This is a genomic window from Tritonibacter mobilis F1926, from assembly GCF_000376545.2.
GTDB lineage: Bacteria > Pseudomonadota > Alphaproteobacteria > Rhodobacterales > Rhodobacteraceae > Epibacterium > Epibacterium mobile.
The window spans coordinates 65,146-84,486 of record NZ_CP015230.1; the positions used below are offsets into that span (position 1 = coordinate 65,146).

19 protein-coding genes are annotated in these 19,341 nt (G+C 59.3%); 11 read left to right on the plus strand and 8 right to left on the minus strand.

All coding sequences use genetic code 11. The features are described from left to right. Positions 1-61: 61 nt before the first annotated feature. Positions 62-718, plus strand: a complete 657-nt coding sequence (locus K529_RS00295; RefSeq protein WP_005617138.1) for a YggS family pyridoxal phosphate-dependent enzyme — start codon at positions 62-64, stop codon at positions 716-718. Here the strand turns inward: K529_RS00295 and K529_RS00300 are convergent. Next, positions 710-1,210 (minus strand): L,D-transpeptidase family protein, encoded by a 501-nt coding sequence (locus K529_RS00300; protein ID WP_005617141.1) that lies wholly within the window; start codon positions 1,208-1,210, stop codon positions 710-712. The two genes, K529_RS00295 and K529_RS00300, sit on opposite strands and share 9 nt — an antisense overlap. After that, complete coding sequence (gene ribA / locus K529_RS00305; protein WP_005617143.1) at positions 1,207-2,295, minus strand: GTP cyclohydrolase II; 1,089 nt, start codon at positions 2,293-2,295, stop codon at positions 1,207-1,209. The genes K529_RS00300 and ribA overlap by 4 nt, the downstream gene beginning before the upstream one ends. 170 nt (positions 2,296-2,465) lie before the next feature. Here ribA and K529_RS00310 point away from each other — a divergent pair, with 170 nt between their 5' ends. Then, positions 2,466-3,152 (plus strand): response regulator transcription factor, encoded by a 687-nt coding sequence (locus tag K529_RS00310; protein ID WP_005617145.1) that lies wholly within the window; start codon positions 2,466-2,468, stop codon positions 3,150-3,152. A 159-nt stretch (positions 3,153-3,311) separates the two neighbouring features. Here the strand turns inward: K529_RS00310 and K529_RS00315 are convergent, their stop codons facing one another. Then, complete coding sequence (locus tag K529_RS00315; RefSeq protein WP_005617146.1) at positions 3,312-4,430, minus strand: TauD/TfdA family dioxygenase; 1,119 nt, start codon at positions 4,428-4,430, stop codon at positions 3,312-3,314. A 314-nt stretch (positions 4,431-4,744) separates the two neighbouring features. Between K529_RS00315 and K529_RS00320 the strand changes: the two genes are divergently transcribed. The 4 genes from K529_RS00320 (at position 4,745) to K529_RS00335 (ending at position 7,521) form a co-directional block, all read left to right on the plus strand. Further along, positions 4,745-5,533, plus strand: a complete 789-nt coding sequence (locus K529_RS00320) for an exodeoxyribonuclease III (RefSeq protein ID WP_005617148.1) — start codon at positions 4,745-4,747, stop codon at positions 5,531-5,533. Between the two features lie 198 nt (positions 5,534-5,731). Further along, a complete protein-coding gene (locus K529_RS00325; RefSeq protein ID WP_005617160.1) occupies positions 5,732-6,667 on the plus strand; it encodes a thioredoxin family protein in 936 nt (311 codons plus the stop codon). Between the two features lie 27 nt (positions 6,668-6,694). Next, positions 6,695-7,339, plus strand: a complete 645-nt coding sequence (locus K529_RS00330) for an LON peptidase substrate-binding domain-containing protein (protein ID WP_005617161.1) — start codon at positions 6,695-6,697, stop codon at positions 7,337-7,339. Next, entirely contained in the window at positions 7,336-7,521 is a 186-nt protein-coding gene (locus K529_RS00335; protein WP_005617162.1) for a Trm112 family protein, read from the plus strand. Before K529_RS00330 ends, K529_RS00335 begins: the two co-directional genes overlap by 4 nt. A 19-nt stretch (positions 7,522-7,540) precedes the next feature. Here the strand turns inward: K529_RS00335 and K529_RS00340 are convergent, their stop codons facing one another. Then, entirely contained in the window at positions 7,541-8,767 is a 1,227-nt protein-coding gene (locus K529_RS00340; protein WP_046002195.1) for a UbiH/UbiF/VisC/COQ6 family ubiquinone biosynthesis hydroxylase, read from the minus strand. Between the two features lie 178 nt (positions 8,768-8,945). Here K529_RS00340 and K529_RS00345 point away from each other — a divergent pair, with 178 nt between their 5' ends. From K529_RS00345 to K529_RS00360, 4 genes are all read left to right on the plus strand, one after another. Beyond that, positions 8,946-10,277 (plus strand): amidase, encoded by a 1,332-nt coding sequence (locus K529_RS00345; protein WP_005650661.1) that lies wholly within the window; start codon positions 8,946-8,948, stop codon positions 10,275-10,277. Between the two features lie 107 nt (positions 10,278-10,384). Further along, entirely contained in the window at positions 10,385-11,563 is a 1,179-nt protein-coding gene (locus tag K529_RS00350; protein WP_005650658.1) for an aminotransferase class I/II-fold pyridoxal phosphate-dependent enzyme, read from the plus strand. Positions 11,564-11,682: 119 nt separating this feature from the next. After that, positions 11,683-14,712 (plus strand): DNA translocase FtsK, encoded by a 3,030-nt coding sequence (locus K529_RS00355; protein WP_046002196.1) that lies wholly within the window; start codon positions 11,683-11,685, stop codon positions 14,710-14,712. Between the two features lie 67 nt (positions 14,713-14,779). Then, complete coding sequence (locus tag K529_RS00360; protein ID WP_005616817.1) at positions 14,780-15,376, plus strand: LolA family protein; 597 nt, start codon at positions 14,780-14,782, stop codon at positions 15,374-15,376. Positions 15,377-15,435: 59 nt separating this feature from the next. On the opposite strand, the gene K529_RS00365 is transcribed toward K529_RS00360, so the two are convergent. Then, positions 15,436-16,023 (minus strand): transglycosylase SLT domain-containing protein, encoded by a 588-nt coding sequence (locus K529_RS00365; protein ID WP_005616820.1) that lies wholly within the window; start codon positions 16,021-16,023, stop codon positions 15,436-15,438. A gap of 230 nt (positions 16,024-16,253) precedes the next feature. Here K529_RS00365 and hspQ point away from each other — a divergent pair, with 230 nt between their 5' ends. Continuing rightward, positions 16,254-16,580: a heat shock protein HspQ gene (gene hspQ / locus K529_RS00370; protein WP_005616823.1), complete on the plus strand. Its 327-nt coding sequence runs from the start codon at positions 16,254-16,256 to the stop codon at positions 16,578-16,580. Between the two features lie 36 nt (positions 16,581-16,616). Here the strand turns inward: hspQ and K529_RS00375 are convergent, their stop codons facing one another. From K529_RS00375 to K529_RS00385, 3 genes are all read right to left on the minus strand, one after another. Next, positions 16,617-18,194, minus strand: coding sequence for a gamma-glutamyltransferase family protein (locus K529_RS00375; protein ID WP_005616825.1), 1,578 nt, complete (start codon positions 18,192-18,194; stop codon positions 16,617-16,619). A 304-nt stretch (positions 18,195-18,498) separates the two neighbouring features. Continuing rightward, complete coding sequence (locus K529_RS00380; protein WP_005616828.1) at positions 18,499-18,939, minus strand: ATP-binding protein; 441 nt, start codon at positions 18,937-18,939, stop codon at positions 18,499-18,501. A 33-nt stretch (positions 18,940-18,972) separates the two neighbouring features. Further along, entirely contained in the window at positions 18,973-19,317 is a 345-nt protein-coding gene (locus K529_RS00385) for an STAS domain-containing protein (RefSeq protein WP_005616829.1), read from the minus strand. Between the last annotated feature and the right edge of the window lie 24 nt (positions 19,318-19,341).

Sequence of the window (19,341 nt, forward strand, 5' to 3'; positions counted from 1 at the left end):
CTTTTGTGTGTAAACAGTGTTTTGTCCGGTCAAACAGCACCCCTAGCTAAACGAGGCCGAGATGTCGCTGAGTGAGATCAAATCCCGCATTGCCGCCGCTGAAACCGCTGCGGGCCGCGCGCCCGGATCAGTAGAACTGATCGCCGTGTCCAAAGTACAACCAAACGAGCGGGTTGAAGCTGTCCTTGAGGAAGGGCACAGGGTTTTTGGCGAGAACCGCGTACAGGAAGCGGCGGGCAAATGGCCTGAATTTCGTGAAAAATTCTCAGATGTGGACCTACACCTCATTGGCCCCCTGCAAACCAACAAGGCACGGCAGGCGATGGAATTGGTCAACGCGATTCATTCCGTAGATCGCCCGAAACTGGCCACAACGCTTGCGCGCCTCGCTCAGGAGCTTGGGCACTGCCCGGAGCTGTTTATTCAGGTCAATACCGGTGAAGAAGAGCAGAAAGCGGGTATCCTGCCCAAGGATTCTGATGGCTTCATTCAGGAATGCCGCGCGCTTGACCTGCCGATCAAGGGGCTGATGTGCCTCCCGCCGGTGGATGAAGAGCCAAGCCTGCATTTTGCGCTGCTCGCCAAAATCGCCGAGCGTAATGGGTTAAGCGGACTCTCCATGGGGATGAGCGGAGATTTTGAGAGCGCCATTGCGCTTGGTGCCACCCATGTGCGGGTCGGCTCGGCAATCTTTGGGGAACGCGCCTATTCAGCGTGAATGCACAATGACCCGAGCGCCCGGTTGCAGGCGCTCGGCAATCCAGCGCAGGTTTTGGCGTGAAAAGGCAATGCAGCCTTCTGTTGGATAGCCGGGCCTGCGCCATTGATGCAGAAAGATCGCCGAGCCCCGCCCTTTGACGGAGTTGGGCCAGTTCCAATCCGTAAGCAACACCAAATCATAGAGCGGATCGGCGCGGCGCAAGGTCTCATGACTGAAAGCGTAAGGCGCGCGAACCATGTGATTATAGTCCTGCGCTTCGCCATCATCCGACCACAGATCACCGGGGAGAATCGGCGTGGCCCAATCCTGCGGTGCTGGGATGCGGTCCGGGCGATAAAGCATCCCGACAATGCGGTGAGTGCCCACAGGTGTGGCCCCGTCGCCTTCGCGTTTGTTTGGCGCAATGCCCCCTTTGCCGATAGTGCAGGGAAATCTCCGCCCCATGAAACGCAGTCCAATTGGGGTTAAAACCAGATCTGAGGGGGTCATAACATGTGGCCCGATTTGCTGGCTTTGGTTGCCAGGTAATGGCGGTTGAACTCGTTTTCACCAACCTTCAGCGGCACCCGTTCCACCACCGTGATGCCGGTTTTCTCCATCATTGCAATCTTGCCGGGGTTGTTTGTCATCAGCCGGACAGATGAAAATCCCAGTTCGCGCAGGATCGAAGCTCCGAGTCGGAAATCGCGTTCGTCATCCTCAAATCCAAGCCGGTGATTGGCCTCAACTGTGTCAAAGCCCTGATCCTGCAGGGAATAAGCGCGCATCTTATTGGCGAGGCCAATGCCGCGTCCTTCTTGGTTGAGATACAACAGAACGCCTGCGCCCTCCGTTCCCATTTGCCCCAGAGCACCGCGCAGTTGCGGCCCGCAGTCGCATTTGAGTGAACCAAGCACGTCACCGGTAAAGCAGGCAGAATGAAGCCGAGCCAGAACCGGCGTGTTTCGGTCCGGGCGCCCGATCTCGATTGCGTAATGTTCTTCACCGCCATCCTCGGGACGGAAGATGTGCAAGCGCCCGGCCTGCGACGCCTCCATCGGCAGGCGCGCCGCTGCAACCGGATGCAGCGGCGAGCTTTTATAAAGGAGTGGCTCAGCAGCGGATTGGGGCAGGAGAGTCAAATCGTGTTTGAGGGCAAAGTCTCTTGCATTTTCTAGGGCGACATAGACGGTCGCAGGCAGGAGGCGCGCGGATTTCACCAATGCGATGGCAAGGCGGGGGAGCGTCGCATCACCGCTGCGCGCACTCGTCAGTGGTCCCTTCATCGGCGTCTGCAAGTCATCTGCCGGGTCAGCAATGGCCTCAATCCAGCCAAGCTCCACATCTGTCGGAACGGTGATCCGCGCGATGTCCTCGTCATAGACGCGAGCCTTTAACGTGGCGGCACGCCGCGCGGTCAATGCGAGCGACACTTGCCCCAAATCGCGCAGATCCGCGAGGCGGGCAGCACTCAGGCTTTCGACCGAGATTGCAAGAATAGCGGTGTCACCTGTGGTCAGGATCACCGGTAATCCCATCCTCAGATCCACTCTGGCACGGGCAATCCGCTCCAGCATTGTCGGCAATAGGCTCATCAGGTCTTCGTTCCCGGCTGTAACATCAGGAGCCTACTCCTATGCTCAATTGCTGCAAAAGTGAAATATTTCCGCCCCAGAGGACACGTCGACGTGAAGCGATCACCGCAAAGCTTGTTCTTTCGTGAGCTTGCGCACATCTGTGAAAACAAGACACCAGGAGAGACCCGATGGCCCAGTTGAAGAAAATCCTGCTCGTTGATGATGACGAGGATTTGCGCGAGGCGCTGAGCGAACAGCTTGTTATGACCGAAGATTTCGATGTCTTCGAGGCTGGCGACGGGCAGGGCGCGATGGAACGCGCCAAGGAAGCGATCTACGATCTGATCATCCTTGATGTGGGCCTTCCGGACACTGATGGGCGCGAATTGTGCCGCTTGATGCGAAAACAAGGCGTGAAGTCTCCGATCCTGATGCTCACTGGGCACGACAGTGATGCGGACACGATTTTGGGTCTCGATGCGGGCGCCAATGATTATGTCACCAAACCGTTCAAGTTCCCGGTCCTCTTGGCACGTATCCGCGCCCAGTTGCGCCAGCACGAACAGTCCGAGGACGCGGTTTTTGTGCTTGGGCCCTATACGTTCAAACCTGCGATGAAAATCCTGATCACCGAGGACGAGCGCAAAATCCGTCTGACGGAGAAGGAAACCAACATCCTGAAGTTCCTCTACCGCTCCAACGACGGCGTGGTGCCCCGCGACGTTTTGTTGCATGAGGTCTGGGGTTACAACGCAGGGGTTACAACGCATACCCTAGAGACCCATATATACCGTCTACGCCAGAAGATTGAGCCCGACCCGTCGAATGCGAGACTTCTTGTGACGGAATCAGGCGGTTACCGGTTGGTGGCCTAAGCGACAATCAGGTGTGGAACAAGTTTCGACCACACACGTTATACGGCCGAGCCACACGAGAGATCCCGCGCATATCCGGGTCATGATATGCATCCTCCCTGTTGGACTGGCCGGGCTTCGTGCCCGGCCTTTTTTTGTGTCGTGTCAGGGTTTGCCGTGTCAGGCTGTGCGGTGCAAAACGCGCAGGCGGCTCTCGAACTCACCACGATCCACGTAGCATCCGTGTAGGTGGCGATAGCCTGTTTGCGGATCAAAGGCGTCACGCCCGTGCAGGATGCGGCGATTGTCAAACACAACCATCTCGCCGCCCTTGAGTTTGAGTGTCACGAGGTATTCAGGCGACCGCGTCATAATCATGAACTGCCGATAGGCTCGGTAGTAGCGCTGCATCAATGCGGGTTCTAGGTCGAAGATATCCGCCAGATGCGCGTTAAAGCAGATCTCGATCACGCGGCCCTCTTCGTCGAGGTTGATGACCTTCTTGCGGTTGCGAATGTCGGTCTCATGGTCGTGAAAGCGAAACGGGACCGAGACGGTGGAGAGCAGCTCAAAACTCTCGGGATCTTGGTCGCGCAGGTCCTCGGAGATGGCGTAGCCGTCACAAAAGAGCGAGCCACCCCCGACAGCCTCATTGGCGAGACAGTGCAGGAACTGAAACCCCGGCGGCAGTTCCTGATTGGTCAGATCCGTGTGCAGGGGCAGGGCGATGGGGGTGTAGGCGAGGTTGTTGGGATTGGGTTTGGATTTCACCTCAAACGTGACGCCAAAATTTGTCTGCCGCAGAAAGCCGATGCGGCGCGCGACCTCCATGCCGGCCTCGGTTGTGTCCGCAAGCCCTTCGACGATCGACAGGCCGATAATCTGGGTTTGCTCCAGCCAGTCCCGCAGCATGCGATCCGAGGTCAGTACCTCCTGCGCCACGACACGCGGGATGCCGTCTGCGCCCAGATCGCTGCGCCAGGATTGAAACCCTGTGTGGGCCGGATCGGAAGCGCGTGTGCCCGGCACATGTGCGCGCAACCAAGCCAAATCAAAGCGACTGCTGCTCTGGGCCTCATCCTGCCAGTGAACCATGAGATGCGAGCCTGAGATCGCAACGGATGCTGCTGTGAGGTCGGGTGGGATCGCGGAGAGATCGGTGACCCGTTCCTGTGTATCGGGGTGAAACCCGGCGGGGTCATTGTCGCGCAACCAGATATAGGGGTAGCGGGCGGATGTGCCATCGCTAAAAGAGACGAGAACACATGCGTCCTCGGGCTGCAAAACGGCCTGTGCCATGAGAATCCTCCTGGCGTTTGGGATGCTAAATGTGGTGAATTCGCCCCGTCAGGGCGCAGCATCAGGTGCCGGTGGTGGCCACCAGTCATAGGCCTTTTTGTAGGGGTGCCCGGGGCGTTGCCCCAATACCGGTACCATGGGTTCGGCCAGTCCGTTCGTGGGTTGCTCTTGCCAATGTAAAGTATGTGGCACCGCCCTTTGCAAGCAAATTCACGGCGGGGTGATTGCGCAGGAAACCGCATTCACCCCACTGGTATCTTGGGCAGAGCGCAGGCAATATCCCCACAAACACTTGCCAGAGATAGAGAGCCCGCATGTCCTTTACCCTTGCCACATGGAACATCAACTCCGTGCGTCTGCGCGAACCGATTGTCATCAAGCTGCTGCAAGAAGAAGGGCCGGATGTGCTCTGCCTGCAAGAATGCAAAAGCCCGGTCGAGAAGATCCCGATGGAGGCATTTCGCGAGTTGGGCTATCAGCACATGATTGCACGTGGGCAAAAGGGCTATAATGGCGTGGCGATCCTGTCACGGCTGCCGATCGAGGATGTGGGTGGCAAGGATTTTGCCAGCCTCGGCCATGCCCGCCATGTGGCGGGGCGGCTGGAAAACGGTGTGACCATCCACAATTTCTATGTGCCCGCTGGCGGTGACGAGCCGGATCGCGAGAAAAACGTGAAATTCGGCCAGAAGCTCGACTATCTGACCGAGATGCGGGACTGGTTCCATGCGGACCGGCCCGAGAAGTCGGTGCTGGTCGGGGATCTCAATATCGCGCCGCGCGAGGATGACGTCTGGGACCACAAGAAACTGTTGAAAGTGGTGAGCCACACGCCGATCGAAGTGGAACATCTGGCGCAGGTGATGGAGGCGGGCGGCTGGGCCGATGTCACGCGCAAGGATATTCCCGAAGGGCAGCTTTATAGCTGGTGGAGCTATCGGGCCAAGGACTGGGATGCCGCCGACAAGGGGCGTAGGCTGGATCATGTCTGGACAACGCCCGACATCACCAACGCCACGCACTCCAGCCGCATCCTGCGCAATGCGCGCGGGTGGGAAAAGCCAAGCGATCATGCGCCGGTCTTTGCCACGCTTGATCTCTGAGATCCGGGATCAAAGGTCGGGGAGGCTCCCGCCAAAAGACGCGCCCCCCAAGGGGCGCGCATTTTTGTTGGGCCGAGCGCCGCACCTGCCGGTGCGGCGGGGACAGGACGCGATCTTGACGCAAAACTCATCCCTTGGTTTTCCGGCGCTGAAATCGCATATAGGGCGCAAGCAAGACTCGAAAAGGAGTGCGGAGCAATGATGGACATTCTGGGCGGTGGAGCCGGTGTGGCCCCTGCGGGCGATCTCATCAAGGATGTGACCGAAGAGACCTTCATGGCTGAGGTAGTCGATGCCTCCATGGAAGTTCCGGTCATCGTGGATTTCTGGGCACCGTGGTGTGGCCCCTGCAAGACGCTGGGCCCGATGCTGGAGGCGGCGGTGACCAAGGCCAAAGGCGCGGTCAAAATGGCCAAGATCAACGTTGATGAAAATCAGCGTTTGGCCGCTGCACTCGCGCAGCAGGGCCTGCCGCTTCAGTCAATTCCGACGGTGGTCGGGTTCTATCAGGGCCGTCCTGTGGACATGTTCCAAGGTGCGCTGCCGCAATCTGAAATCGATGCCTTCCTGCAAAAGCTCGCAGAGGCCGCAGGCAGCACTGCCGATGGTGGCCTCGGCGAGGCCATCGAGACCGCTGAGCAGATGCTGGAAGAAGGCGCGGCCCAGGACGCAGCGCAGGTCTTTGCCGCGATCCTTGGCGAAGACGACAAGAACGCCGCGGCCTATGCAGGCCTCGCCCGCTGCCATCTGGCTCTGGGGGAACTTGATCAGGCCGAAGCGGTGCTGAACGGCGCACCTGCCGAGATTTCCACCGCAGCCGAAATTGAAGCCGCGCATGCCCAGATTGAACTGGCACGGCAGGCGGAAAACGCAGGTCCCGTGGCGGAACTGCGTGCGGCAGTTGACGCCAACCCAGACGACCATCAGGCCCGGTTCGATCTGGCACAGGCGCTGCACGCAGCAGGTGAGGCTGAGGACGCAGTGAATGAACTGCTGGAACTGTTCCGGCGTGATCGCGAGTGGAATGAGGGCGCGGCCAAGGCCCAGCTCTTCACCATTTTCGAGGCCCTGAAGCCGAATGATCCGGTGGTGCTGAATGGCCGCCGCAAACTGAGCTCTATGATATTTGCCTGACGCGATCGCGGCGCTAGGTTCACAGTCATGATAAAAGCCGCAGACCTGCCGGATACAATCCCTGTCTTCCCTTTGCCCGGAGCACTCTTGCTGCCTCGGGCAAAGCTACCTCTGCATATCTTCGAGCCACGTTATTTGCAGATGCTTGAGGATGCGCTCAAAACTCGGCATCGGGTCATCGGGATGATCCAGCCCTGTAGTTCCCGTAATGCGGACAGCTCGGGCTTGCACGCTATTGGCTGTGCCGGGCGCGTGACCCAGTTTTCCGAGACCGAGGACGGGCGGTACTTCATCACGCTTTGTGGCCTTTCGCGGTTTCGTGTGAAGGCAGAGGTGGAGGGGTTCACCCCCTATCGGCGCTGTTCTGTCGATTGGAACGGGTTTGATGCGGACCTTGGCCAGACTGAGCGCGACGAAGGGTTTGATCGCGCGGCCTTGATGGGGCTCTTGGGGCGCTATCTGGATGCACGCGGGATGTCGACGGACTGGGGCGTGCTGGAAGAGGCGGGCGATGAGCTTTTGGTAAATTCGCTGTCCATGCTTCTGGATTTTGAGCCCGAGGACAAGCAGGCCCTGCTCGAAGCGCCAAGCCTTACAACCCGGCGTGAAACGCTGGTCACATTGATGGAGTTTGCCCTACGCGGCGGCTCGCTTGAGGAAAAACTGCAATGAATGACACAACACCTGCTTTTGACCGGCACATGCTGGAGGCGCTTGTATGCCCGGTCACGCAGACGGTGCTGGAATATGACGCCGAGGCGCAGGAGCTGATTTCGCGGCCTGCAAACCTTGCTTTTCCGATCCGCAACGGTATCCCCGTGATGCTGACGGATGAGGCGCGCCCGCTGGAGTGACCTTGCACCGGGCGCGCGGTCAGAGCGGGCGCCCGCGCAACAGACGCGGCAGATCCCCCGAGAGCCCCGCGGCTTCGCGCACAAAACCCCGGCGCAGGCTGGGCAGCGCGTTGGTCAGACCGAGGCCCAGGTCACGGGTGGCGCGCAGGATCGGATTATCGTTGGAAAACAGCTTGTTGAAAACATCTGTCGCCAGCGCCAGGGACGTCGTGTCAAACCGCCGCCACTGCTGATAGCGCGCCAGCACCAGCGGGCTTGCGATGTCCTCACCGCGCCGTGCGGCATCCGTCAGCACTTCGGCAAGGCTTGCAATGTCGCGCAGACCGGCATTGAGCCCCTGACCCGCGATCGGATGCAACCCATGTGCGGCATCCCCGACCAAGGCCAGCCGTTCGCCGTAAAACGCATTGGCGAGGCTCAGTTTCAGCGGATAGCTGAAGCGTTTTCCCTCTAGCCCGATCTCGCCGAGAAATGACCCAAATCGCGGGCGCAGCACGGTGAGGTAGTCTTCATCCGAGAGTTCTTGAATGCGCGCAGCCTCTGCGTGGGTTTCGCTCCAGACGATGGAACTGCGATTTCCGGGCAGGGGCAGGATCGCCAGCGGTCCCGGCGGCATGAAGAACTGATGCGCGATGCCGTCGTGCGGTTGCGCGTGCGAGATGGCGCAGACCAGCGCGGTCTGGCCATAATCCCAGCCCGTGCGCTTGATACCTGCGCGTTCTGCGGTGCCGCTTTGGCGACCGTCCGCGCCCACCAAAAGCGCGCCAGAAAGCTGCGAGCCATCCTCAAGCGTCACGGTGACCGCATCTGTGCTGACGGTCTGCGCGATCACCCGCTGACCAGAGATTTGCGTGATCTTAGGTTCGGCATCCAGCGCCTCCAACAGGGCGCGGCGCAGGTAGCGATCCTCGACCATATAGCCCATTGGACCTTCATCCAGATCGCTTTCCTCAAAATGCAAAAACAGCGGTGAGGGGCCACGTCCGGCGATACCGTCGCTGACTTTGATTTCATTCATCGGCTGTGCGTGAGCCTCTATGCGCGACCACACTCCGATCTGTTGCAAAAGCCGCGCAGAGGCGAGCGCCAGCGCGTAGGAACGGCCATCGAAGCCAGCATCCTCGCGGGTCGGTGCGGGCAGCGCATCAATCAGCGTCACAGAATGTCCGGCCTGCGCCAGCGCAAGGGCGAGCGAGGGGCCGTTCAGGCCACCGCCCACGATCAGGATATCACGCATATCAGTCATGCCTCGCAATATGCGCCCTAAGGTGGAATTGTCCATGCCATTGTCCAGAGGCACGCTGCCGCAGTCCGCACATCAAGCACGGAATGACTGCACGGGATTGTGCGGCCTCGGTGCTCTCGTTACGGTGGCGGCAAATGGAAATCTGCCCCGTCACGGGGATCATAAGAAGGCACACGCGATGCAGGATTGGCTGACCATGAGCGCCGCGCAACTGGGGCGCGGTATCGCCGCGGGAGAGATCGACCCGGTGGCGCTGACAGAGACTTATCTGGCGGCGATCGACAGCCACCCTGAGACTGCGCGAATCTACACGAAAGTTACCCGCGAGCGTGCTTTGTCCGAGGCTAAGGCCGCGCAAGAACGCGCAAAATCCGACTTGCGCCGCTCGCCGCTCGACGGTGTTCCGCTCAGTTGGAAGGATCTGTTCGACAGTGCCGGGGTGGAAACCGAATCTGGCTCTGACCTTCTGAAGGGGCGGGTGCCAGATCACGACGCGCTGGTTCTGGAGAACGCAACCGCGCTGGGGTCTGTGTGCCTTGGTAAGACCCATATGAGTGAGCTGGCGTTTTCTGGTCTTGGTCTCAACCCGATTAAGGCCACACCGCCCTGCGTCAATGACCCTGAGGCGGTGCCCGGCGGATCGTCGTCAGGTGCCGCAGCTTCGGTGGCCTTTGGACTGGCAGCGGGTGCGATTGGGTCTGATACTGGCGGGTCGGTGCGGATCCCGTCGGCGTGGAATGATCTTGTGGGCCTCAAAACCACCTCTGGCCGCGTCAGTCTTGAGGGCGTTGTTCCTCTGTGCCTGAAATTCGACACCATCGGTCCATTGGCCCGTACGGTCGAAGACGCGGCACTGATGCTGGCGCTGATCGAGGGAGCGGCCACCGCGCCGGATCTGCGCGGTGCCACGGTTGAGGGCAAGCGATTTGCAGATCTTCAAACCGTGGCGCAGGACAACCTCGCCCCCGAGGTTGCCGCCGCACATGTTGCGGCGCTGGACAAGCTGCGCGAAGGCGGAGCGGAGATCGTCCCGCTTGAGGTGCCAGAGCTGCCGGATGCCATGGCGCTTTCGGCGATCCTTTTCACCACCGAGGCCTATGGCTTGTGGAAAGATGTGATTGAAGCCGCGCCAGACCTGATGTTCCCGGAAATCCTTGCCCGGTTCCGTTCGGGGGCGGAGTTCTCTGGTGCGGATTACGTGGCGGCATGGGCGAAACTTGAACAGGTGCGCATGGTTTGGGATCAGGCCGTTGCAGGCTTTGACGCGGTGCTGGCTCCTGCCGCGCCGATCCTGCCACCGAATCTGGCCCGCCTGCAGAGCGATCATGACTACTACGTCACCTCGAATTTGATGGCGCTCAGGAACACCCGCATCGGCAACCTGATGGGCGTGTGCGCGCTCTCGCTGCCCACGGGCACACCAAGTTGCGGTTTGCAGGTGATCGGCCAGCCCGATTGCGAAGAGGCGCTGTTGCGTATTGGCGCAGGCGTCGAGGCTGCACTGGCCTGAAAGACACACTGTTGCACCCGCGCCATCAGCGGGTGGACGCATGCTCGTTTGGCCTGTAACTTACGGGGCAAACGGGGCGATTACGATCCCGGTATTGAGGCACAGACATGAAGTTTCCTGAGCGGTTTGCCCATCTGCCGCCCTACGCGTTCCCGCGTTTGCGTGCGCTTCTTGACCATCACGCGCCCGGTGGCGACGTGGTGCAATTGACTATTGGCGAACCAAAACACGAATTTCCCGCATGGGTCACCGATGTGATCGTGGAGAATGCCTCTGCGTTCAACAACTACCCACAAAACGAGGGCACCGACGAGCTGCGCGGTGCAATGGCGGACTGGGCGGCGCAGCGCTATGGCGTGACGCTTGATCCGGCGACCCGGCTCATGGCCCTCAACGGCACCCGCGAGGGGCTCTATAATGCGGCCATGGCACTCTGCCCCGAGGAAAAGAACGGCCAGCGGCCAGTTGTTCTGATCCCGAACCCGTTTTATCAGGTCTATATGATCGCAGCGATTTCAGTGGCGGCGGAGCCGGTGTTCGTGCCCGCAACCGAAGAGACCGGCCACCTGCCGGATTATGCCTCTCTGCCCGAGGATGTGCTGAACCGCACCGCCGTGGCTTATATCTGCTCGCCCGCGAACCCGCAGGGCGCGGTGGCTTCGCGCGCATACTGGCAGCAGTTGATCGCGCTGGCGGAAAAGTACGATTTCAAGATCTTCGCGGATGAGTGCTACTCAGAGATTTATCGCGATGAGGCCCCCGTCGGAGCGCTCACCGTCGTAGATGAAATGGGTGCAGACCCGGAGCGGGTGGTTCTGTTCAACTCGCTCTCCAAACGCTCGAACTTGCCGGGGCTGCGCTCTGGTTTGCTGGCCGGTGGTCCCGAAACACTGGTGCAGGTGAAGAAGCTGCGCGCCTATTCCGGTGCGCCGATGCCCGGTCCCTTGCAAGCCGCAGCCGCGAAGGTCTGGGCCGATGAGGCGCATGTGGTTGAGAACCGCGCGCTTTATCAGGAAAAATACCGCATCGCGGACGAGGTGTTTGCAGGGCTGAACGGTTACATGTCACCCGAGGCAGGGTTCTTTTTGTGGCTGCCGGTTGAGGATGGCGCGGCGGCAACACTGAAACTCTGGCAGGAAACCGGTGTGCGGGTGTTGCCCGGTGCGTTTCTGGCGCAAGGCGAAGGCGCGGCAAACCCCGGACATGGATACATCCGCGTGGCGCTTGTTGCGTCCGAGGAACAGACACGCACGGCGCTGCAGTCGCTGCGCGATTGTCTTTATTGAACTGATATAAATGCCTGCTTCCGCCAGTGCGGGGGCAGGCCAAAAGCAAGACGAAACACCCGTGGGGCTGATCCAAGAGCGAAACAGCCGATGCCCCACGCGAGCGAACCGAGGTAGGCATGGCATTTCAAACCCGCAGCAGGAATCCCCTCCTGGACAGCAACATGCAGGCGGCCATTGAAAAGCGTGGCAAGGAGCTGATCGGGCTTCTGCTGATTGGCGTTGGCCTGTTGGTGGCTGCGATCATTGGCTCTTATACGCCGGATGACAGCAACTGGATGGTCTCCACCGATGCGCCGGTGCAGAATATGCTGGGCCAGACTGGGGCGACAATTGCCTTTTTGCTGATCACCTTCCTTGGCAAGGGATCTTGGGCAATCGCCGTGTTCCTGTTTGCATGGGGAACACGTTTCTTGCTGCACAAGGGCGAGGGGCGCATCCTGTGGCCTGCGTTGATGCTGGTGTTCTGGCTCATCGTGGTGGCGCTGCATTTTGAAACGCTGGTTCCGGACGAGGAATGGCGCGCGTTCCACAATTCTGGCCTTGGCGGTATGATCGGCAATACAGCCCTTGGCGGTCTGTTGGCGCTTCTGCCCTTTGGGCTGGCCTTTCTGGTGAAATCGCTGTCGTTTCTGACGGCTGTTGCGATGATCGCGCTGGGCGCTTTCGTGCTCGGGTTCTCGCGGGATGAGTTGAAGCGTATCGGACGTTTCCTGCTGCTGGGCGTGCTGCTGGCCTATGACATGATTGCACGTCTTCTGGGCCGCAGCGCCAGCGGCGGTCTTCAGGCTGCGCGCACATGGCAACATCGCCGTGCAGAGCGCCGCGCCGAGGTCATCGACTATGAGGACGATGCTCTGGTCTACAGCGAGCCGATGGAGCCGAGCAGCTTCACCCGCGCCGAGCCGCAGTTTGGCCTGCATGCGCCCGCACCGGCTCCGCAGCCGCAGCCTGCTGTTGCACCTGTCGTTGAGGAACGTGGTGGATTACTGAGCCGCGCGACGAACCTCATTCGCCGTGCAGAACCGGTAGAGATGCCGGAGCCCGAACTGATCGAACAACAACCTGTTGCCGACGTGGAGCAGGCCCCGGGTGATGAGCGTATTGCACAGAAGATTGCTAACGCAGTGCGTATCCGCCGTGCCCAAACCACACCGCCAGAGCCAGATCCTAATCTGCCGCTCACCAAAGGACGTGGCAAACGCCCGGAGCCTTTGATCTTTAACGCGCCTGCTCAAACGGCAGTAGAGCCGCCGATTTCTGCGCCCGCGCAACAGATTCCAACCGCGCCGACGATTACCAGCGTGATCCCACAGGCTCCAACTCTTGAGGATACCGCGACCTCGTCGCCTGATGCCTTCTTTGTGGATGAGGTGCCGACTGAGGATCTGCCAGAGGAACCGGTTGCAACCATGCCCTCCGCACCTGTGGAAGAGGCTGCGCCGCGCGTTCAAATTACACCGCGTGCTGACCCTGCCCCGGCAGAGCATGCACCCGTTGAACGTGCTGCAATGAACATTCCGGTGGCAGAGCCGCGCAAGGCCGTGGTCGAACAGCCCCAGCGCAAGCCGGTTCAACCTTCGACCCGCGCCAAGGCCGAAGCGCAACCGAACCTCTTCAAAGAGGATAACAGCGATTTTGAATTGCCGCCACTGTCGCTGCTGACCAACCCGACAGCAATCGAACGTCATCACCTGAGCGATGAGGCTCTGGAAGAAAACGCTCGCATGTTGGAGACGGTACTGGATGATTATGGCGTCAAAGGTGAAATCGTCTCGGTGCGCCCCGGCCCCGTCGTCACCATGTATGAGTTGGAGCCAGCACCGGGCCTCAAAGCCTCTCGTGTGATCGGTCTGGCCGATGACATCGCGCGGTCTATGTCGGCCTTGTCGGCGCGGGTTTCGACCGTGCCCGGCCGGACGGTGATCGGGATCGAGTTGCCGAACGAGAACCGCGAAAAAGTGGTGCTGCGCGAAATCCTCGCCAGCCGTGACTTTGGCGATGGTAACCAAAACCTGCCGCTGGCCTTGGGCAAGGATATTGGCGGTGACAGCATGGTCGCCAACCTCGCCAAGATGCCTCACCTGCTGATCGCGGGGACCACGGGTTCCGGTAAGTCGGTGGCGATCAACACCATGATCCTGTCGCTTCTCTATAAGCTCACGCCAGAGGAATGCCGCCTGATCATGATCGACCCGAAGATGCTGGAACTGTCGGTCTATGACGGCATTCCGCATCTGCTCTCGCCCGTTGTGACCGACCCGAAAAAGGCGGTTGTGGCGCTGAAATGGGTCGTGGGTGAGATGGAAGACCGCTATCGCAAGATGTCCAAAATGGGCGTGCGCAATATCGCGGGCTACAATGGCCGCGTCTCTGAGGCGCTGGCCAAAGGCGAGATGTTCAGCCGTACCGTGCAGACCGGGTTTGACGACGACACCGGCGAGCCCGTGTTTGAGACCGAAGAGTTCGAGCCCAAGAAACTGCCCTATATTGTCGTCATCGTCGACGAGATGGCCGACCTGATGATGGTTGCGGGCAAGGAAATCGAGGCCTGCATCCAGCGTCTGGCGCAGATGGCGCGCGCCTCGGGTATTCACCTCATCATGGCCACGCAACGCCCCTCCGTGGACGTCATCACAGGCACCATCAAGGCAAACTTCCCGACGCGGATCTCCTTTCAGGTGACCTCCAAGGTCGACAGCCGTACTATCCTTGGTGAGATGGGGGCCGAGCAGCTCCTCGGGATGGGCGATATGCTTTATATGGCAGGCGGGGCCAAGATCACCCGGTGCCACGGCCCGTTTGTGTCCGATGAAGAGGTCGAAGAGGTGGTGAACCACCTGAAACAATTCGGTCCCCCCGATTATGTCGGTGGCGTGCTGGATGGCCCTGACGATGAAAAAGCGGAAAACATCGACGCGGTGCTGGGCCTCAATACGGGCGGCAACACCAATGGCGAGGATGCGCTCTACGATCAGGCGGTCGGAATCGTCATCAAAGATCGCAAATGTTCGACCTCTTACATCCAGCGAAAGCTCGGTATCGGATATAACAAGGCCGCGAGGTTGGTGGAGCAGATGGAGGAAGAAGGTCTCGTATCTGCCGCAAACCACGTTGGCAAAAGGGAAATTCTCGTTCCCGAGCAATAGGCGACAAAAGGCCGGGCGCTCTGCCCGGCCTCTTCACTTTGGATCACACACGCATATCTTCTAAGTCATGAAACAGTTTGTCTTTGCTCTTGCGCTCGGCGCAACCACTCTGGCCTCTACCGTTGCAACTGCGGCGGAGAAGCTGAGTCTGAATGAGATTTCGGCCTATCTGAACAGCTTTGCCACCGCGCAGGCAGACTTCACGCAGGTGAATGACGACGGCAGCCTGTCGACGGGCCAGCTGTACCTGCGCAGACCGGGCAAAGTACGGTTTGAGTATGCAAACAACGGCGGGCTGGTGCTAGCAGAGGCTGGGACAGTGGCGATCATGGATCCCAAATCCAACCAGCCACCTGAAACCTATCCGCTGAGCCGTACGCCGCTTTCGATTATTTTGGCCCGCAATGTGAACTTGGGCCGGGCGAATATGGTGGTGGGGCATGGGTTTGACGGTGTGTCGACCATTGTGCGCGCGCATGATCCCAAAGCGCCAGAGAATGGCAGTATCGAGATGATGTTCACGGATAATCCAGTGCAGTTGCGCAAATGGGTTATTCATGGTGGCTCTGGTGAGGAGACCACTGTGATCCTCGGCGACATGAAGACAGGGATGTCCTTCCCCTCTAGCTTGTTCAGCATTTCGCGCCCCAAACGTGACCGCTGAAACGAAAACTGCCCCGAACCTATTGGGCGCGGGGCAGTAAAATCAGAATATTCGGTGCTTTAGCGCAGCTTGCGACAATTGCTCAACTGAACCTGATAGGCGTTTGAGCGTGCCTCGACCTTGTTGGCGACATTCAACAGCCATGTTTTTCTGCTGAAGGTGCCACGGGCATAGCCAGCGTGCCCCTCATGATAGGCCAGATACTGGTTGCGAGCATCCGTGAGCGGGATGCCGTTGCGCTGGAAGCTGCGCGTCATGTACCAACCCATAAAATCGGTCGCGTCTTCGATCTTGTCGCGCCGCGCTCTGCGGCGACCGGTGTCTTTCTTATAGTCTTCCCACGTGCCATCCAGCGCCTGACCGTATCCGTAAGCGCTTGATACGCGGCCCATAGGAATGACGCCCAAAGTGTATTTCTGCGGGGTGCGGGCGTTGCCGATAAAGCGGCTTTCTTGGTGGATGGTGGCCATCTGCACATGGATGGGCACACCCCAGCGGCGTTCAGTGTCTTGGAACGCACGCAGGTATTTCGGGCGCTCCGTCACAATGCTGCAGGCATTGTCCAAATCCCGAGGGGGAGAATTGTAGCCTCCACCGCAGGCGGCCAATGCCAACAAGAGCGCCAGGGCACTTATGATTCTGCTCATTGCCTCTGCCTTTTGATTTTTTTGGCAGCTTAACCAATCACGCCAAGAGAGAAAATCCCTTTTGGAATGCGGTAACATTTCGCGCGGATTGCAGAAAATATGTTTGAAATTATCGGCTTGCCGAACTGTAAAACGCAGCCGGACAGACTGTTTCTGCAAAATTTCCGCGCCAAGGTTGGACATTCAATGCCGAAAAACGCTAGTACAGGGAAAGAAGAGGGCCGACAAACATGCTGAAAACGCGCGCAAAATATAATCTTGGCCAGGTCGTCCGTCATCGCAAGCACCCGTTTCGCGGCGTTGTCTTCGATGTGGATCCCGAGTTTGCAAATACCGAAGAATGGTATGAAGCGATTCCCGAAGAAAGCCGCCCCGCCAAGGAACAGCCCTATTACCACCTGCTCGCTGAAAACGATCAGACCTATTACGTTGCCTATGTCTCAGAGCAAAATCTGGTGGCGGACTACTCCGGCGAACCTGTGAGCCATCCGGATTTGCATGAAATGTTCACCGGCTTTGATGACGGCAACTATCAACTGCAATATCAGCTGAACTGAAGCGGGACGCCGGGATAACCTGGCATCCCTCAAAACTTAGTAGCCGAGCGCGCAGCCATCTTTGCGCGGATCGCTTGCGCCTTCCAGAACACCGGTGTCGTGAATATGGATTGCCTGCGAGCCGCCAATCGCGGTTTCGGGCACCTCGACCTTGTGCCCCATCTCAGATAGCTCGGCACGCACGGCATCGCTGTAGCCACGTTCGACCTTGAACGTGCCACCATCGGAAAACGCGCGCGGTGCATCCATCGCGGTTTGCGGCTCCATGCCGAAGTCGCGCAGGTTTGACACAAACCGCGCATGGCCGTTTGGCTGATAGGCGCCGCCCATGACACCAAACGGCATGGTCACACGACCGTTCTCGGCCAGCATCGCGGGAATGATCGTGTGCATTGGGCGTTTGCCACCAGCCAGCTCATTTGCATGTCCGGGCTCAAGGCAGAATCCCGCACCTCGGTTTTGTAGCAGGATACCGAACTTTTCGGAGGCAATGCCGGAGCCAAACCCATGAAAGATTGAGTAAATCAGGGACACGGCCATGCGGTCCTTATCAACCACTGTGATGTAAATGGTGTCCTTGTGGACCGCTTCGCTCACCTCACGTGGGGCGGCCATGGCGCGTTTCGGGTCGATCAATGCGGCGAGGCGCGCAGCCGTTTCCGGTGCCAGCATGTGATCCAGTCGAGACATATGCTCAGGGTCAGCGATAAAGCGGTTGCGCGCGTCATAGGCGAGCTTTGCGGCCTCGGCTTCAATATGGGCACGCTCCGCGCCAAAGGGATCCATCGCTGCGATGTCGAAATGCTTCAGGATATTGAGCATCAGGATAGCGGTCGCACCCTGACCGTTGGGCGGGTGCTCCAACAGGTTGACGCCTTTATAATGGCCCGAAACCGGATCGGTGGCGGTGGCTTGGGTTGCTGCGAAATCCTCGGCAGTGTGAACGCCACCCTGTTGGGTGAGAGCTGCGATCATGTCCTCCGCAATCTCGCCGCTGTAAAAGGCATCGCGGCCCTCGCGGGCGATGCGGCGCAGCACTTCGGCCTGACCCGGTGCGCGGAAGATTTCGCCCACGCGCGGCAGGCGTCCATTGACCAGATATGTGTCGCGGGCGCTGCCCTGAAGGGTGCCGGCGTCATTCCCCCAGTCAAAGGCCACACGCGGCGCGACGGGCACGCCTTCTTCGGCGTAGTGAATGGCTGGGGCCAACACGGCATCGAGGCCGATCTTACCTTCGGTTTCAGACAGGTGACAAAAGGCGTCGATCGCGCCGGGGATCGTGACAGCATCGGCTGTATTCAGGGGCACTGTTTGCAGGCCGCGCGCACGCAATGCCGACGCCTCTGCCGCCTTGGGCGCGCGTCCAGAGCCGTTCAGCGCCCGTACCGTGTTTTCGCCCGCGCGATTGTAAAGAACAAAACAATCGCCGCCGATCCCGGTCATCTGTGGTTCGCAGATACCGAGCAAAACAGCCCCAGCGATCGCAGCATCCATGGCGTTGCCGCCGCGCTTTAGAATATCGATGGCGACCTGTGCGGCCAGCGGATGTGATGTGGCGCAGATGCCGTTTTGCGCGAAGACCGCAGAGCGGCCCGGTGTCTGGAAATCACGCATTCCTGTCCTCCTCTTTTGCGGCGAGCGTAGAGGTCCTGCGGATCGAGGCAATGGCAAAACGCAAATGCTGCGTGAAGTTGGCATGCAAAAGAGGGATAGGTTTGGGGACTATAGCCCCGACGCCACGCGCTTGGTGGGGGCAAATTACACGACGCCGGGGCAAGCTAAATAGTCCAGCTCTGTGTTGATGTTTCGCGCAGCATTGGGGCCTTCATTTGCCGCCAATGTGGCAGAAATGCGGTGGGCGATCTGTTGGTGTCGTGAAGTTTCTAAAATCCTACCGGCCGCATCTGATGGGAAGGCCCTACTGTGTCAGCTGGATCTCGAAACACAGCGACAACTGGTTGTTGTCAGTATTGCGCTGGTACTGGATGTCGCTTGCAAGTTCGCGGATCAAAAACCAGCCAAAGCCTCCTTCGGGCAGATCGTCGAGCGGCATGTTGGGATCTACATGTGCAGGTTTACCCTCGGGCAGTTTTGCATCTGGAAATGGTGCGCCTGCATCGCGAATTTCCACCCACAAACGGTCTGGGTGTAGATTGCAGCGGATCAAAACATCGCCCGTCGCGCTTTCGGCATACGCGTGCTCGACGACATTATTCACTGCCTCGGCGAGGGCGATCTGCACCTCGTCAACCCGGGTATCTGCGATACCCATGTCCTTCAACCGTTGAACCACCGAGACAACGCCGCGTCTGGCGTCTATCTCGGTCGCCTTGAAGGAGCAGGCGAAAGTCTCAACCATGAATTTTGGTCCTCAAAGACGATCCCGGCAGTATCAATTCGCGGCGTGCTCTGGATCGAGCGCGTCCTGAAGTGTGTCATAAAGGTTAAAGACAGTGTCCATGCGTGTCAGGCGGAACACCTTGTCGACCATTGGCGTCAGGCCAGCGAGATCCAGTTTACGCTCTTTGCCGAGTTGCTTCATCGCGGCGACGATTGCGCCCAACCCGCTGGAGTCAATAAAATCCACATGAGACAGGTCAAGAATCACGCGCTCTGGACCGGCTTCGGTCTCTGTACGCATGTCTTCCTTGAATTGAATCGCCATCGCTGCGTCAATGCGCTGGGCATTCACGGTCACGACTTGTGCACCACCTGCTTCCGTGCTCGTAAGGCTCATGAGAGTGTTCCTCGGCTCGTCATA

Bases quoted from the DNA above. Each gene is read 5' to 3' on its own strand.
- K529_RS00295 (WP_005617138.1), top strand. From the start codon at position 62: ATGTCGCTGAGTGAGATCAAATCCCGCATTGCCGCCGCTGAAACCGCT.
- K529_RS00300 (WP_005617141.1), bottom strand. From the start codon at position 1,210: ATGACCCCCTCAGATCTGGTTTTAACCCCAATTGGACTGCGTTTCATG.
- ribA (WP_005617143.1), bottom strand. From the start codon at position 2,295: ATGAGCCTATTGCCGACAATGCTGGAGCGGATTGCCCGTGCCAGAGTG.
- K529_RS00310 (WP_005617145.1), top strand. From the start codon at position 2,466: ATGGCCCAGTTGAAGAAAATCCTGCTCGTTGATGATGACGAGGATTTG.
- K529_RS00315 (WP_005617146.1), bottom strand. From the start codon at position 4,430: ATGGCACAGGCCGTTTTGCAGCCCGAGGACGCATGTGTTCTCGTCTCT.
- K529_RS00320 (WP_005617148.1), top strand. From the start codon at position 4,745: ATGTCCTTTACCCTTGCCACATGGAACATCAACTCCGTGCGTCTGCGC.
- K529_RS00325 (WP_005617160.1), top strand. From the start codon at position 5,732: ATGATGGACATTCTGGGCGGTGGAGCCGGTGTGGCCCCTGCGGGCGAT.
- K529_RS00330 (WP_005617161.1), top strand. From the start codon at position 6,695: ATGATAAAAGCCGCAGACCTGCCGGATACAATCCCTGTCTTCCCTTTG.
- K529_RS00335 (WP_005617162.1), top strand. From the start codon at position 7,336: ATGAATGACACAACACCTGCTTTTGACCGGCACATGCTGGAGGCGCTT.
- K529_RS00340 (WP_046002195.1), bottom strand. From the start codon at position 8,767: ATGACTGATATGCGTGATATCCTGATCGTGGGCGGTGGCCTGAACGGC.
- K529_RS00345 (WP_005650661.1), top strand. From the start codon at position 8,946: ATGCAGGATTGGCTGACCATGAGCGCCGCGCAACTGGGGCGCGGTATC.
- K529_RS00350 (WP_005650658.1), top strand. From the start codon at position 10,385: ATGAAGTTTCCTGAGCGGTTTGCCCATCTGCCGCCCTACGCGTTCCCG.
- K529_RS00355 (WP_046002196.1), top strand. From the start codon at position 11,683: ATGGCATTTCAAACCCGCAGCAGGAATCCCCTCCTGGACAGCAACATG.
- K529_RS00360 (WP_005616817.1), top strand. From the start codon at position 14,780: ATGAAACAGTTTGTCTTTGCTCTTGCGCTCGGCGCAACCACTCTGGCC.
- K529_RS00365 (WP_005616820.1), bottom strand. From the start codon at position 16,023: ATGAGCAGAATCATAAGTGCCCTGGCGCTCTTGTTGGCATTGGCCGCC.
- hspQ (WP_005616823.1), top strand. From the start codon at position 16,254: ATGCTGAAAACGCGCGCAAAATATAATCTTGGCCAGGTCGTCCGTCAT.
- K529_RS00375 (WP_005616825.1), bottom strand. From the start codon at position 18,194: ATGCGTGATTTCCAGACACCGGGCCGCTCTGCGGTCTTCGCGCAAAAC.
- K529_RS00380 (WP_005616828.1), bottom strand. From the start codon at position 18,939: ATGGTTGAGACTTTCGCCTGCTCCTTCAAGGCGACCGAGATAGACGCC.
- K529_RS00385 (WP_005616829.1), bottom strand. From the start codon at position 19,317: ATGAGCCTTACGAGCACGGAAGCAGGTGGTGCACAAGTCGTGACCGTG.